Genomic DNA, 14,596 nt, shown 5'->3' with positions numbered 1-14,596 from the left:
AGCAAGCGCAGGAGGTCAGCGCCCGGCGATCAGCACCGGGATGCCGTCCTGGACCGGGTGGCATCGTGCGCAGCCTTCGCACTGCAGGGCGGCATCCACGTCCCGCAGCTCGCCGCCGCAGTCCGGACAGCGCAGCAGCGACCGCACCCAGGCGGGAACGTCCGCACCGCTCGCACCGGCCGGCAGTCGGCGCGGATCCTCCGTGGCCGTCTTCTCCACCACCGGGGCGGTGCCGTCGGCACGCGCTGCACCGCCCTCCGCGGACAGGCCTTCGCCGTCGGCCCCACCGGTCTCGTCCTCGACGGGCGCGTCGTCGCCGTCGTGCGCGGGATCCTCGCCGTCGGTGGTCCATACGGAGACGGCCCGGGCGAGGTCCTCGTCCTGCGCGATCACGAGGATCTCGTCCCTGATGCGGATCATCGTGGACTCGCGCTGCGCCTCGACGTTCAGTCGCAGCAGCGGCTCGGTGTTCGAGGACCGCAGTGAGAACCACCAGCGGTCCTCCGGTGCGGCACCCTCGTCCCAGTGCACGACGGTCAGGCCGTCCAGGTCATCCGTGCTCGCGCCGGGCAGTTCGCGCACGTGTGCGCGCACCCGCTCGCGGGCCGCGACGGCATCCTCGACGCGGGAGTTGATCTCCCCGCTCGAGGGGTAGGGGTCGTGCTCGGCGACCAGGGCGGAGAGTGGTCCGTCGGTCTCGGCGAGCGCTGCCAGCACGTGCAGGGCGGCGAGCATGCCGGAGTCGGCGAAGAAGAAGTCCCGGAAGTAGTAGTGCGCGGAGTGCTCGCCGCCGAAGACGGCATCGTGCTCGGCCATGATCGCCTTGATCAAGGAGTGGCCGACGGGTGAGCGCACCAGCTCTCCCCCGGCTGCGGCCACCGTCTCTGCGACATGGCGCGAGGAGACCAGGTTCGCGACGACGGCGGGACGCTCCTGGCCCGCCTGCTGAGCGCGGGCCACCTCGCGGCGGGCGATGAGCGCGGTGATCGCGGAGGGCGGCACCAGGGTTCCGGATTCGTCCAGCACCACGCAGCGGTCGGCGTCGCCGTCGAAGGCGAGGCCGAGGTCCGCTCCCTCGCGCACCACGGCGGCCTGCAGGTCGTGGAGGTTCTCACGGTTCAGGGGGTCGGCGGGGTGGTTCGGGAAGGTCCCGTCGAGCTCGAAGTGCAGCGGGAGCAGCTCCAGCTGATCGAGGCGTCCGAGCACGGCGGGCGCCGTGTGGCCCGCCATGGCGTTGGCAGCATCGACGACGAGGCGCAGCGGACGCTCGGAGGGGATCGTGACGAGATCGTGGAGGGTGCCGGCGTAGTCCGGCAGCGTGTCCAGCACCTGGACCCGGCCCCCGCCGGTGGCGGGGATCTCGCCCGTTGCGAGGTAGGCCTCGGCGCGGCGGCGGATCTCGTCCAGGCCCGTGTCGCGGCTGATCGGAGCGGCTCCGGGCAGGCACAGCTTGAGGCCGTTGTCGGCAGGCGGGTTGTGCGAGGCGGTGACCATCACCCCGGCGGCGCGATGCAGCCCCGAGGCGCAGTAGAGCTGGTCCGTCGAGGCGAGACCTGCGTCGGCGACGAAGGCTCCGCGTCGTACGGCACCGTCGATCATGGCGTCGGCCAGTTCGGGCGAGCTGACCCGCATGTCGTGGGCGACGATCACGGCGGGCGCCTCGAGGAAGTCCGCGAAGGCCGCGCCGAGGGCACGGGCGACGTCCACGCTCAGCTCCTCGCCGGCGATGCCGCGCACATCGTAGGCCTTCACCAGTCGCGAGAGGTCGGCACCTCCGGCCTCGGGCCGCTCGGAGCGGAGGTCAGTCATCCGACCCCCTGAGCACATGCAGGTGCCTCGGCCCCGTCTCCGCGTTCTCGCGTGCACGGTGCGCCGCGCCGGACGCCCCGGAAGGTCTGGTCGTCGCCGACGACGCGGCGGCGGGTGAGGAGGGCGGGGTCGCGCGGGGCGGTCGCACGGCGTCGGCGAGGGCCAGCAGGTCGTCGCTGACCTCCTCGCCGCCGGCCACGCGCAGCAGCTCCCAGCCGCGCGGCGCGGTCATCCCAGCCGCGTGCTCGCGACAGAGGTCATAGGCATGAGGTTCGCTGACCCGTGACAACGGGCCCAGCACCGCGGTGGAGTCCTCGTACACGAAGGTCAAGGAACTCACGGCAGGCCGCGAGCAGGCGGTTCGGGAGCATTCACGGGCTGGCACGCCCAGCAGTCTACTCAGGAGGTGCGTCGCTCCTCCGGCGGCGCGCCCTGACCGGTCCGGACGTGGCGCAGACCGCTACTGTGAACGCATGGATGTCGAGCCTCTCCGCCCGGGGTCGCCGGGCCCGCGCCAGGGTCCGCGCCGTCGCGATCGACGGGGCCGTGGTCGCCGCTGGGACCTGATCCCTCCGCATCTGCCCGGGTATCGCACCCGCCGGGAGCAGTTCGACGACCTGGTCGCCGATTCCGGTGCGGCCCTCGCTGAACGCTTCCCCCGTCGTCTGGCCCATCTCCAGGTGCTGGTCGAGGAGGTCCCACCGACGGATCCTGCCCCGTGGGAGGACGCGACGGTGCTGCTGGGCCGTGCGCTGCCGCCGAGCCGCGAGCATCCGGCGCGGGTGATCGTGTACCGCCGCCCGATCCAGACCCGCTGCGCAGATGATCTGGAACTGGAGACCCTGGTGCGCCAGGTGCTCTCCGAGCAGATCGGCTCCCTGCTGCACATCGAGCCGGAGGACGTCGACCCCGGCGCCTGGAGCGAGTAGGGACGCGGACCGCACGCCCGGTGGATGGTGCCGGTGGGATGCTGCCGGTCCCGGCGGACGCTGCGGACACTGCGGACCGGGAGAGTCAGTCCTGCACCCGCACGGTGAGCGTCTCGCCGCTCTGCTGCGCGGACAGCACGGGCAGCGAGGAGAGCAGCACCCCGTCGGCGCCATCGCTCTCGCGCTGCATCCAGGAGGCCCGCACGGCGCCCGGCACCTCGGGGACCACAGTGAGTCCGCTGGCCGGGGCGCCATCGACCGCGAGGGCCCGGGAGGAGACCCACACCGAGGCGTCCGCCGCGAGATCGACCTCGACCGGGGTCCCGGCGGAGCCGTCCGCGGCCAGCGGCACGATGCTCACGGACCCGGCCGTCTCGGCGGTGAGCGTCAGCCCACCGGCTGCCCCCTCGGCCGGCAGGGCCAGGACTCCGCTGGTGCCCAGTGCGGGAGCCGAGGAGACCAGTGTGAAATCGACGGGCGTGCCGAGGGTGTCCCCCGAGAGCTCTGCGCCGAGCGCGGAGCTGCGGGTCACGGCGAGCACGGGATCCGCCGCGGTGACGCTCACGGTGTAGGAGCCGTCCTTCAGCCCCGTGAGCGGGACCCGCACCACAGTGCCCGCGGGCACCTCGACGTCCTCGAGCCCGGCGGCGGCGATCGGGCCGTCCGCCCCGGAGACCGCGACGGAGGCGGTGGTGTCGCTGCCCTGGGGGTTGGTGAGCACGAGCTCGGGCTCGGTGCCCAGGACGTTCACCCCCGGCATGACCTGTTCGACGCCCGCCCCGGGGAGCGGGTCGAGGATCTCGGCCCCGCCGGGGGTGAGGCCGTCGCGCTCGGTGGTCTGGATGTGCATCGACAGCGGCGCGCCGAGCACCGAGGCCCGCACGCCGACGGCCTCGTGCCCGCCGGCGACGGATTCGAGCAGCACGCGCTCCTCGTCGCCGGGTGCGACGACGACCTGGCTGCGGCCCGCCATCGACGCCGGCCCGTCCTCGGTCCACACCTGGACCGAGGCCGTCGCGGGGCGCTGGGTCGGATTGCGCAGCACCAGAACGGAGCTGTCGCCCGAGGCGGTCGAGGCGCCGAGGAACGACGCGTCCGTGGTCGGTTCGGCGCAGCGGGTCAGGGCGAGCGACCGGAAGTCGCCGCTGGTGGTCGCGGTGGACTGCGCCGTATCGGCGACCGGGCGTCCCCCCTCGGCGGAGGCGGCGCGCACCACGGCGGAGTCCTCGAGCGTGGGGACCTGCTGGACGCCGACGCCGAGATCGGCCGAGGCCGTGGTGTCCTCGACGACGTCGCCCTCGGAGTCCTCTGTGGTGAGCACAGGGGCGCGGACGGTGCCGTCGTCCTCCTGGAGGGTCTCGGAGCTGCTCACCCGCCCGAACAGGACGGAGGAGTCGGGTTCGAGGGCGACGGAGCCGATCCCCACGCTCGTGGAGGGCGGCTCGACGGACAGCTCGGCATCGCCTGCTTCCTCGAGCAGGGCGTCGGGCACCTGGAGCGGCCCGGGGCACCGGCTGGACATCGCGCCGGGACGGGAGTCGGTCTCCGCCCGGGTGACGGCGGTCGGCTCGGAGGCAGGCGTCATCGCGATGACGCCGACGGCGGCCGCGAGCGGGAGCAGCGAGGCGAGGGCGAGCAGCGGACGCACCGGGCCGCGGTGCTCGTCGCGCGGCCTCTGCGGCCGGTTCGCCCGCCTGTCGTCGCTGCGCTCCCCGCCGGCTTCCGCGCCGGCCTTCGCGCCGTGCCCCGAGCCGTCGTCCGCGTCGCTCCCGGCACGCTGATCGTTCCCGGCACGCTGGGCGCGCTCGGGAGCCGGGCCCAGTCGGGGCTGCGGCCCGTGGGCCGCCCCGGGATCCTGCGGGGTGGGGGTGTCGTCGTCAGCCATACATCTCCTCCGCATCCCGGCTGCGCGGCCGCCAGGGGATCGAGATCAGCGCGGTCAGGGCGAGCGCGGCTCCGAGCAGGATCTGCCAGACCAGGCGGGCGGGCTGCTCGCGATGGAGGTCGATCTCGCCCTCCGCGCCGGCGGGGACCTCGAAGCCCTGCGCCCAGCCGTCGACCGTGACCGGCGTGAGCTCCGCGCCGTCGAGCGTGGCGCGCCACTGCCCGTCGTCCCGTTCGGAGAGGATCACCGTGCGCTCCTGGTCCGACGCCGGGAGGTGACCGGAGGCATCGATGACGCCGCTGGACAGCGCCACAGGCTCCTCACCGCCGACGACGACGGCGCGAGGCGCCGATTCGATCACGCGCCACATGCCTCCGCGCGTCCCCTCGGTCACCTTCTCGAGCGTCGAGGAGGAATCCAGGGACGCCATCAGCGACGCCTGCTCCTCGACGTCCCCTTCGACGACGACATAGGCGATCGCGAGGGCCTCGGTGGTCTGCTCGACCTCGTCGGACCCGCTGGAGCCGGCGTCGGTGGAGAGCATCCGGGCGACGGCCTCGCGCAGGGCGTCGTCGGCCGGGTCGCCGTCGACGGTCTCGCCGGCTCGCGCGGTCTCCGCGCTGCGGGCATCGACGACCGCGGCGTGCTGGATCACGCTGTCGCCGCCGTGGACGACGAGCCGCGCCTGCACCGCTGCGTCGTCCTGCTGCTCGAGCACGAGGACGCGGGACCGGGCGTCGGTGCGGCCCTGGTCCGCGGCGGCGGCCGAGACCTCACCGCTCTCGGCACGGTCGAGACGGAGCTGACCGGGCAGCAGCAGGGTCCACCCGGTCACCGTCACCACGCACACCGCGGCGACGAGCGCGCCGACCACGGCGGTGACCCCTCGGCGCACGCGACCATCCGTCTCGTCCCGGCGGGCGAACGCGTCGAAACTCGCCGCGGCACCGATCGAGAGGGCCAGCTGGACGGCGCTGACCAGAGCATGGACGGGGGGCGGTGCGAGCTGGTCGCCGTCGGCACCGAGCCCTGTGGCGCGGGTGACCAGCACCAGGACGAGGCCGACGGCGGCCATCAGCAGGCTGAACCGACCGGCACGACCGGCGTTGCCTGCCAGCAGCGGGGAGACGAGCGCGGCGAGGACCACCGGAGCCACCGGGAGCATCGGCAGCAGCAGCGCGGCAGTCGATCCCATCAGCGGCGCGAGCTGGTCCTGCAGACCCGGCGAGACGGGCCACAGGGAGAGCAGATCCGTGGTCGTGGCCCCGCCCTCGTGGGCGGGGACGCCGCCCACGGCGAGCAGGGTCTCCGGGTGGCCGAGATATACGGGGAGATAAGGGGCGTGCAGGGCCAGCGACGGCACCAGCACCCACAGCAGACGCAGTCGGCGACCGGGGACCGCTATCGCGATCAGCACCAGCGCGAGAGCGCTCAGCGGCACGAGCACCGGAGCCACGGCGCCGAGCACGAGCAGCAGCAGACCACCGGCGGCAGCCCCGGAGACGCTCGCCTGGGAGGCCTTGTGGGGCAGGCCCACGGCGCGGCCGACGGCGAGCGCGAGCAGCGGCAGCAGGGCGTGGACGAGCAGCAGGGGCCAGGCGCCGATGGCGAGGGCGGAGATCAGGGCGGGCGCAAGAGCCCATACGGTCGCGATCGTGAGGCGGGCGCCGACGGCACGGGTGATCGCGCCGGCCGCCCACCAGGCGGTGAGGGCGCTGAGCGGGACGGCGGCGATGATGACGGCCTCGACGAAGGAGGTCCCCGCGAGAGGCAGGGAACCCAGCAGTCTGACCAGCGGGTCACCGGGGCCGCGCTCCCCGAGGCCGCCGGGGACCCAGCTGGCCCAGGCGGCCTCCCAGCCGTCCTGCCAGGTCCGGGGCAGGGCGCGCAGGCCGGGCCCGACGAGCTCGCCCCGGCCGAACACCCCGCGCAGCGCGACCAGGCCGAGCACGGTCGAGACCAGGCCCACCAGCACGGTCCACATCACGTGCCGGCCGTAGTCGGCATCGTCGGCCCCATGGTGGGTACCGGCGATCCCCCAGGTCGTGCGGCGGATGCGGCGGGTGTGGTCATCGGTGGCGAACAGACGCGTCCAGGCATCTCCGAGTCGACGGCGGGCGCTGTCCCCGAGCGGCAGGTACAGCGGCGCGAGGCGTCCGCTCGGCACGCGCGCGCGGCGACGATCCGCTCGCCCGCGGGACAGCACCCTGGGCACCCGCGGCATCGCCGCCGCCCAGGCCCGCAGCTCCATCATGGCGCTGCGCGGCTGCGACGCCGCGATCGCACCGAGCATCCGCAGCAGTGTCGCGACGGGCAGCGCCACGAGCATGAGCAGCGCCATCAGCAGGGGACGATGCTTGAGCCGGAGCAGGATCTGCCCGGTGCGCTGCTCCTGCAGCCGTTCCAGACGAGGGCGCGTCGGGTGCGGGGAGAGCACTCGGGCGGCGGACTGCACCGCGACCCGCTCGCCGGAGCGCCAGATCCGTCGGCACAGGTCGATCTCGGCCCACGGCTCGGGAAGGTCGGGATCCAGCCCGCCCACCTCACGGAGGACCTCCTCGCGCACGAGCATGCCGGGCAGCGCGACGGCGAGGACGTCCTGGCGCCAGTCGGCCTGGCCCTGGTCGATCTCCCCGGGGTCGACACCGGTGATGATGCGCCCGCCGTGGGTCAGGGTGAGGCCGACGTCGACGAGCGCGTCGGCGCCGACTTGCGCATGGTCCTCCCACGGGACGCCGTCGTGCGCGGAGGGTGCGAGCACAGGACGCACGCGCTTCGCGCCGACAGCCCCGGTGTTCGGGGATTCCGCGGCCATCGTCAGCTGACGCTCCAGCGCATCCGGCTCGGGGGTCGCTCCGGCGACGACGAACCACAGCCAGCTCTCGCCGTCGGCGACCTGACCGATCCGGCGGCCGGGACGGTGGCGGTCCTCGCGCAGTCGCTGCGGGACCCGCGCCAGGTCCTCGGCCCGCTGGGTGCGCTCGCGTTCCACGATCGCGCTGTCCACTGCTCGGGCACGGCGGCCCGAGCGCCCGGAGGAGCGACGCTCCTGGCTGCTCACGACCTGCGCGCCGTGACGGTGCGCGTCGCCGCCGGTGGGGTCCGTGCCGCCGACGGCGGACTCGTCGGCGGAGGACTTATCAGCGGTGGACGCCTCGGCGGAGGACGCCTCGGCGGAGGAGCTGTCGCCGTCGGAGCCATCGCCGTCGGCGCCGTGGACGGGGCTGTTCTGCGCGGTCTCGTCGACCTGGGACCGTGCGCGACTCTCCAGCAGGTCCAGCGCCTCGCGGACCGCACCGGCGCGTCCGGCGCTCGCGGAGACGGTCTGGAGCTCGTCGAGACGCCCGTCGCCGACGTGCTGCTCGAGCACGCCGAGGACGTCAGCGGAGAGTTCGGACGTGGCGACCGCTATCAGCTGGTCGGGGGGCCGGGTCTGCCCGGCCACGGCCTCGATGACGCCCTGAGGGGAACGTTCAGCAGCCGGCCCGCTCAGCAGGACGACAGCCGTGACGTGACGGGTGCTCACCGAGGAAGGATGTCAGACCGCCCGGCGCTTGAGCTTGCGACGCTCGCGCTCGGACAGACCGCCCCAGATACCGAAACGCTCATCGTTCTCGAGGGCGTACTCGAGGCACTCTGCGCGGACCTCGCAGGACACGCACACCTTCTTCGCCTCGCGGGTGGAGCCGCCCTTCTCGGGGAAGAACGCCTCCGGATCCGTCTGCGCGCACAGGGCGCGCTCCTGCCATGACAGCTCGGCATCGTCCTCGACGTCCTGCCACGAGAACCCGGTCTCGTTGACATCCTGACCGGCGAGATCGAGCAAGGACAGCTCTGCACGCGCGTCATCCTTGACGGGTTGCTCGTCCATCGTCACCTCTCCTTCCGCTGCGGGGACCACCGAAGGCCTGTTGCCGCTCTAAAATACACCCGTGTAGTTATGGCCCGTCAAGCGGGACCGGCGCGTCGCGGCCCCCAGCCGCACCGAATCACTGATCTGGGAGGATCCTGTGAGCATCGAGAAATCATCGCAGGTCCCACCGGGATCGGGCCTCGCCGACCCCCCGAGCACGCGACCAGGCACAGTCCAGGTCCTTCCCGTGACCGGGATCCCCGAGATCCGTCACGGCGACGACCTCGCCGCCATCCTCGCACCCTCTCTGTGCGCTCTCGAGGTGCGCGACGGCGATGTGCTGTGCATCTCGACCAAGATCGTCTCGAAGTCCCTCGGACTGCGGGTGGACCCCGCCGAGCGCGACGCCGCGATCGAAGCCGCCGCGGTGCGCACGGTGGCCCGCCGGCGCCACACCCGCTTGGTCACCTCGGTGGTCCAGATTCCCTCGGGCCCGGTGATGGCCGCCGCCGGCGTCGATTCCTCCAACGCTCCCGACGGCCCGCTTCTCCTGCCCGAGGACCCCGACGGCTGCGCCCTCGACCTGCGCGATCGACTGGTGACGATGCTCGGCGTCCGCCTCGGCGTCCTCCTGACCGACACCTCCTCGCGGATCTGGCGCGTCGGCGTCGGCGACATCGCCCTGGGCGCCGCAGGGGTGGCCTCCCTGCAGGACCTGCGCGGGGGCACGGATGCCGACGGACGCGCGCTCACGGTGACCGTGCGTAACCTGGCCGACGAGCTGGCCGCGGCCTCCGACCTCGTGAAAGGGAAGGCCGGCGGCGTGCCGGCGGCGATCGTGCGCGGCGTCCCCGGGGCCACGACGGACGACGTGCCCGCACGGGCCCTCTCGCGCACCGGGGAGGATGACTGGTTCCGACGCCCCAGCCTGGAGTCGGTCTGGGTCGCCCTCGGCCTCACCGCAGCGCAGGAGCCGGTCGCCCGGATGTCCCCGGAGCCGGCCGCCGAGCGAATCGAGAGGGCCCTCGCGGTCGCCGCACTCCCCCGGAAGGACGAGACCGGCCGCGACGCCACGGCCCGTTGGGTGCCCGCAGCGCCCGAGGACGCCTCTCACGGGAGGGCCGGAATCGCTTCCAACCCCGGCACCAGCACCACCGCCGGCACAGGCACAGGCGTGGGCACCAGCACTGGCACTGGCACCGGCACCGGCACTGGCACTGGCACCAGCGGATCGGGCCGTATCCTGGTCACGCCCGCAGGGACGGGCCCCGACGCCTGGATCGCCGCCGGCACCCTCGCCGAACGGATCCGGACGGCGCTGGGCGCGGAAGCCCTCGGGGCGCCGCTGCACCTGCTGACTGTCGAGATCGTCCGTCCGGACGGTCAGGAGGACTCCCGATGACCCCCCAGACCAGCGTCCAGCTCCTCGCCGCCCTGGAGCGGACCGGACCCCAGCCCGCCCTCGCCTGGTACGGCGAGTCCTCGCGGATCGAGCTGTCCGGGCATGTGCTCGCGAACTGGGTGATCAAGTCGATCGGACACTTCCATGACGAGATCGCCCTGGAGCCGGGCGACGCCGTCGTGCTCGACCTGCCCCCGCACTGGAAGCGACTGGTCCTGGCCCTGGCCGCCTGGTCGCTCGGCGCCGAGGTCACCGTGCTGGACCGCGGGTCGGAGGGCGAGGACGGCCCGGAGGGCGGGGCTGCCGAGAGCTCACCGGCTCTGCCGCCGTCCCCTCGCGTCGTCGCCACCGACCGCCCGGACTCACCGCTCGCGGCGGACGCGGACGAGGTGCTCGCTGTGCAGCCCGTCTCCCTCGCGCCCCGGTTCGACGGCGAGCTCCCGCCGCTCGCTCACGACTGGGTGGGCGAGGTGCGCGCCCACCCCGATCAGCTCGGAGTCCCGCTGCCGGGCTGGAGCGGCCCCTCCCCGTCGGTGGAGCTCCCTCCGAGCGACCCGTCGGAGCCGTCGGCGGCTGCGCCGCCGCGTCTGCTCGCGCAGGAGGACGGACTCACCGCCGTGCCGAATGTCCTTGAGGCGCTGCTCGCCGGGGGCGGCATCGTCGCCCCGGCCGGCGCGGTGGATGAGCGCCGGGCTGCCGACGAATCGGTCACCGGGCGCGCCTGAGCGAGCTCGTTCGCCGCGAGTGCGGGCGGCGCCGCCGGATCAGTCCGCACGGACGGGCCTGCGCGGACCGGCCCCGCCCCGTGCCTCGGCCCACCAAATGCGAGGTCAGCTGGCGCGCAGCGTCGCGACCGCCTCGCGCGGATCGCCGTCGAAGACGACCTTCCCCGAGCGCATCACGACGATGCGGGTGCACAGCTTCTGGAGCATCTCCAGCTCGTGCGAGACGACCACCATCGTGCGGCCGGCGGCCTGCAGCTCCCGGATGCGTTCCAGGCACTTGCGCTGGAACGGCTCGTCGCCCACCGACAAGATCTCGTCGACCAGGAAGATGTCCGGCTCGGTGTGCACCGCGACCGAGAACGCCAGGCGCAGGAACATGCCCGAGCTGTAGTACTTCACGTCGGTGTCGATGAACTCCTCGATCTCGCTGAAGGCGACGATCTCGTCGAACTTGGCATCGATCTGCTCCCGGGTCATCCCGAGGATGGCCCCGTTGAGGTAGACGTTCTCGCGACCGGAGAGATCGGGATGGAACCCGGCACCGACCTCGATCAGACCCGCGACCCTGCCCCGCAGCAGCACCCGGCCGTGATCGGGGAACAGCACTCCGGAGATCGTCTTGAGCAGCGTGGACTTGCCGGAGCCGTTGAAACCGATCAGGCCCACGGTCTCCCCCGCATGCACCGTCAGGTCGACATCGTCCAGCGCCAGGAAGGTGTCCGCGAGCTTCTTCTTCTGCAGCGCGGAGAACACCAGCTCCTTGAGCGAGTGGTCGTGGCGCAGCGAGAACTGCTTGGACACGTGCTGGATGCGCACCATCTCGCGGTCGGTGGGGACCGCGGCGGATTCCGGAACATCCTTGAGGTTCGGGCTCATCGTTCTGCTCCCCTCACAGTTCCTGCGCGAAGCGCCGCTTGGAGCGCTCGAAGACGACCGTGCCGATGACGAAGGTGGCCACCGCGATCAGCAGTCCGGCCCACCACAGACCGAAGGGCTCGCCGGGCAGCACCAGCGACGGGTCCGCCGGGATCGCCTCGACCACCTCCGGCGAGAACCGCCAGAAGGCGACATGGAACAGCTCCACGACGATCGTGAGCGGATTGAGCTGGTACAGCCACCACCAGATCGTGCCGTCGATCGCCTCCTGGACCATCGAGATCCGGTAGAGAACCGGGGAGAGCCAGGTGGCCACCATGACGATGAGGTCCACGAAGTTCTCCACGTCCCGGAACGCGGCGTTCAGCGCGGCCGTGAGCATGCCCAGACCCATCGTGAAGATCACGAGGATCATCATGCCCAGCGCGAAGGCGACCAGTGCCGTGGGCGAGGGCAGCCAGCCGAACAGCAGCGCACCCACCACCAGCACCAGCAGCTGGGGCACGAAATGCACGAGGGCGACGATCATGCTGGACCAGGGGAACAGCTGACTGGGCAGATAGATCTTCGCGACCAGCGCGCCGTTGCCAGAGATCGATCTCGTGGCGTTGCCGAAGATCTCGCCGAAGAGATTGACCACCACGATGCCGCTGAACAGGTACACCGCATAGGCGGGGGTCGCCTTCGACAGCTGCAGGAACACGCCCAGCGCGATGTAGAAGACGATGAACTGCACCGCGGGCTTGACGTAGCTCCACAGCATGCCGAGCATGCTGCCGCGATAGCGCACCCGCAGCTCCTTGCGCACCAGCAGTCGCAGCAGGAAGCGCTCCCGGATCGGGTTCAGCCAGCCGGCGTCCTGACCGGGCGCCCTCCACCCCTGCGCCTGTTCGGCGCGGGTGGGGACCGTCAGGGCGTCCGGGCGGGAGGCGTCGCCGTGCTCGGTCACGCGGGCGAGCCTCCGGTGGTCGTGGCGCCTGCCCCGGAGGACCCGCTCTGCTCGGCGTCCTGAGCGCGCACCGGCGCGGGGTTCTCGGCGAAGGTCCGCTCCCACGCCTCGAAGGACGTGAGGTGCGCCGCGGCGCGACGGTAGGTGCTCTGCAGCTCGGGCCAGCGACGGTGGAGATCGAGGTGGGCACCGATGGCACCGGTGAGCATCTCGCGCACCTGGCGCGGATCGCGCTTGTACCAGGAGACCTGCGTGCCCTCGGCGTTGGAGACCAGGGCGCTGTCATAGGCGGACAGACGCCACCATTTGGCGTCGATGTGCGCGATCGCGGCCTGCGGGTTCTCCTCCGCCTGCGCCTTCGTCGGCTTCACCAGCTGCTTGGCGAGGGCCTTCACGGTCCACACCGGCAGCTTGAGGCGCCCGGGCTCGCTGAACGGCCTCCCCTTGCGGGGCGGCTTGTCGATCTGGACCGGTGGATACAGGTCCTGATCCTTCCGGGAGACCGCGTCGTCGAAGCCCGCGGCCATCCCCCGGATCTCGGGGAGCTTCGTGCCGATCGACGGGTGCAGCGCATCAGGCCCCTCGAGCACGTCGCGCTGGGCCATGAGGCGCCCGGCCTCGGTGTAGTACTGCATGGAGATCAGGTGCTTGACGTCCATGAACTGCGATTCCTTGATCACCCGGCCGCCGCGGCTGTACGGGGAGTGCAGCAGGGCGGTGATGATGCGGTTGCGCTCGTGGAAGTAGGCCTGCCAGCCCACCAGGTCGTCCTTGTCGACCCAGCTCATGTGCCACACGCCGGCGCCGGGCAGCGACACCGTCGGATAGCCCGCCTTCTTCGCGCGCAGGCCGTACTCGGCGTCGTCCCACTTGATGAACACCGGCAGGCTCAAGCCGATCGCCCGCACCGTCTCGGTGGGGATCAGGCAGCTCCACCAGCCGTTGTAGTCGACATCGGCACGGCGGTGCAGCCAGGGGGTCGACCGCAGCGGGTCCAGGGCGAAGTCGTGGCCCATCTCCGCGCCCGGATTCGCGAGCGCCGGCTGGATGCGCCAGGGATCGACGACCTCGCCGAACGTGTGCAGCACGCTGCGGTTGTTGAGGTCGAACATGTGGGCGCCGACGATCGTGGGCCGGGTCGCGAAGTCCGCGAAGGTGGTCATCCGGATCAGGGACTCGGCCTCGAGCACGATGTCGTCGTCGCAGTTGATCACGTAGGTCGAGGCACCGCCGGTCGAGGCCTCGTACATGCCGCGGGAGAAGCCGCCGGAGCCACCGATGTTGCCCTGCTCGATGATCTGCAGCTGCTCCCCGAGCGTCTCCTGCAACGGGTCGAGCTCGCCCGCATGATCACGCAGGCGATCCGAGCCCTGGTCGATCACGTACATGACGTCCAGCAGCTCGCGCAGGTCCGGATCCTCCGCGATCGTGCGGATGTTGTCCAGGCAGTACGGGACCTTGTTCATCGTCGTCATGCTGATCGAGAAGGTGCCGTCGGTGCGGGCGAGATCGGCGTCGGCCGTCCACTCCGCACCGAGGATCGTCAGCGGCTCCTGGCCGGCGTAGGCGTCGAACCAGTACCAGCCGCCGTCGCCGAAGGCGGTCAGCGGCAGATCGAAGACCTGGTCCGCGGGACCGCCCGAGACGTTTCGCGACTCCTGGCGCTGCAGCGTGCCACGGGCGGTGGATCGCATGACGATCAGGTGGCCGCTGCCGGCGGTGCGGATCGTCAGCCGGATCCGGCGCACCGGGGTCCAACGGCGCCAGTAGCTCGCCGGGAAGGCGTTGAAGTACGTGCCGAAGGACCGCATCGAGTGCGCGGGGATCCGGGCGGCATGGCGGTCGCTCAGCTCGCTGACGTCCACCTGCGCGGGACTGGCCCCGCGCGGCGAGCCGCCGGGATCCGCGATGTCACGGTCCGAGGCCCCACCCAGGCCGAAGGCTCCGCCGGTGGCGCCCGAACGGGCGTCCTCGGCCTCGATGTACAGAGGCACGATGTCCGGGGAGGCCTCGTACGGAAGGATCAGCCGCTGCAGCAGACGCTGCGGCGCGATCTCGGGCGTGCTGCCGGACTCTCGCGATGCGGTGGTGGCTGCGGTCTCGGCGGTGGCGGCGTTCATGATGCTCCTCGTCGGCGGTCTGCGGAGGCCCCGTGCTGCACGGCGGGG

Annotated in this window: 11 protein-coding genes; 3 read left to right on the top strand and 8 right to left on the bottom strand. The window is 72.3% G+C overall.

Going from position 1 to position 14,596, the window contains the following annotated elements:
* Positions 1–15: 15 nt before the first annotated feature.
* Together CIK71_RS01745 and CIK71_RS01740 are read right to left on the bottom strand one after the other, a co-directional pair.
* Positions 16–1,809 (bottom strand): phosphomannomutase/phosphoglucomutase, encoded by a 1,794-nt coding sequence (locus CIK71_RS01745; RefSeq protein ID WP_096163465.1) that lies wholly within the window; start codon positions 1,807–1,809, stop codon positions 16–18.
* Positions 1,802–2,149 carry a DUF3499 family protein gene (locus CIK71_RS01740; RefSeq protein ID WP_245857255.1) on the bottom strand — a complete coding sequence of 116 codons (348 nt, stop codon included), beginning with the start codon at positions 2,147–2,149 and terminating at the stop codon, positions 1,802–1,804. Before CIK71_RS01740 ends, CIK71_RS01745 begins: the two co-directional genes overlap by 8 nt.
* 133 nt (positions 2,150–2,282) lie before the next feature.
* On the opposite strand from CIK71_RS01740, the gene CIK71_RS01735 reads away from it, so the two are divergent.
* The gene (locus tag CIK71_RS01735; RefSeq protein ID WP_096163463.1) at positions 2,283–2,738 is read left to right on the top strand and encodes a metallopeptidase family protein; all 456 of its coding nucleotides are present in this window, start codon (positions 2,283–2,285) and stop codon (positions 2,736–2,738) included.
* Between the two features lie 85 nt (positions 2,739–2,823).
* Here the strand turns inward: CIK71_RS01735 and CIK71_RS01730 are convergent, their stop codons facing one another.
* Genes CIK71_RS01730 through CIK71_RS18125 form a run of 3 tightly spaced genes read right to left on the bottom strand, consistent with a single transcriptional unit; the run spans position 2,824 to position 8,494 of the window.
* The gene (locus tag CIK71_RS01730; RefSeq protein ID WP_220222624.1) at positions 2,824–4,623 is read right to left on the bottom strand and encodes a DUF5719 family protein; all 1,800 of its coding nucleotides are present in this window, start codon (positions 4,621–4,623) and stop codon (positions 2,824–2,826) included.
* Positions 4,616–8,149: a glycosyltransferase family 2 protein gene (locus CIK71_RS01725; RefSeq protein WP_096163462.1), complete on the bottom strand. Its 3,534-nt coding sequence runs from the start codon at positions 8,147–8,149 to the stop codon at positions 4,616–4,618. The genes CIK71_RS01730 and CIK71_RS01725 overlap by 8 nt, the downstream gene beginning before the upstream one ends.
* Before the next feature lie 12 nt (positions 8,150–8,161).
* Positions 8,162–8,494: a WhiB family transcriptional regulator gene (locus CIK71_RS18125; RefSeq protein WP_096163461.1), complete on the bottom strand. Its 333-nt coding sequence runs from the start codon at positions 8,492–8,494 to the stop codon at positions 8,162–8,164.
* Positions 8,495–8,633: 139 nt separating this feature from the next.
* Here CIK71_RS18125 and cofE point away from each other — a divergent pair, with 139 nt between their 5' ends.
* Entirely contained in the window at positions 8,634–9,878 is a 1,245-nt protein-coding gene (gene cofE / locus CIK71_RS01715) for a coenzyme F420-0:L-glutamate ligase (protein WP_275542438.1), read from the top strand.
* Positions 9,875–10,603, top strand: a complete 729-nt coding sequence (locus tag CIK71_RS01705; RefSeq protein ID WP_096163460.1) for a TIGR03089 family protein — start codon at positions 9,875–9,877, stop codon at positions 10,601–10,603. Before cofE ends, CIK71_RS01705 begins: the two co-directional genes overlap by 4 nt.
* Positions 10,604–10,708: 105 nt before the next feature.
* Here the strand turns inward: CIK71_RS01705 and CIK71_RS01700 are convergent, their stop codons facing one another.
* The 3 genes from CIK71_RS01700 to CIK71_RS01690 are packed head-to-tail and all read right to left on the bottom strand — an operon-like array spanning position 10,709 to position 14,548.
* Positions 10,709–11,479 carry an ABC transporter ATP-binding protein gene (locus CIK71_RS01700; protein WP_096163459.1) on the bottom strand — a complete coding sequence of 257 codons (771 nt, stop codon included), beginning with the start codon at positions 11,477–11,479 and terminating at the stop codon, positions 10,709–10,711.
* Positions 11,480–11,492: 13 nt separating this feature from the next.
* On the bottom strand, positions 11,493–12,428 hold the full coding sequence (locus CIK71_RS01695; RefSeq protein ID WP_241964255.1) for an ABC transporter permease: 936 nt from the start codon (positions 12,426–12,428) through the stop codon (positions 11,493–11,495).
* Positions 12,425–14,548, bottom strand: a complete 2,124-nt coding sequence (locus CIK71_RS01690) for a glycosyltransferase (protein ID WP_096163458.1) — start codon at positions 14,546–14,548, stop codon at positions 12,425–12,427. Before CIK71_RS01690 ends, CIK71_RS01695 begins: the two co-directional genes overlap by 4 nt.
* Positions 14,549–14,596: the final 48 nt, after the last annotated feature.

The sequence above is a fragment of the Brachybacterium alimentarium genome, from assembly GCF_002332425.1.
Classification (GTDB): domain Bacteria; phylum Actinomycetota; class Actinomycetes; order Actinomycetales; family Dermabacteraceae; genus Brachybacterium; species Brachybacterium alimentarium.
The sequence above is the reverse complement of the archived record's forward strand: the minus strand, read 5'-3'. Positions and strand labels throughout refer to the sequence as shown.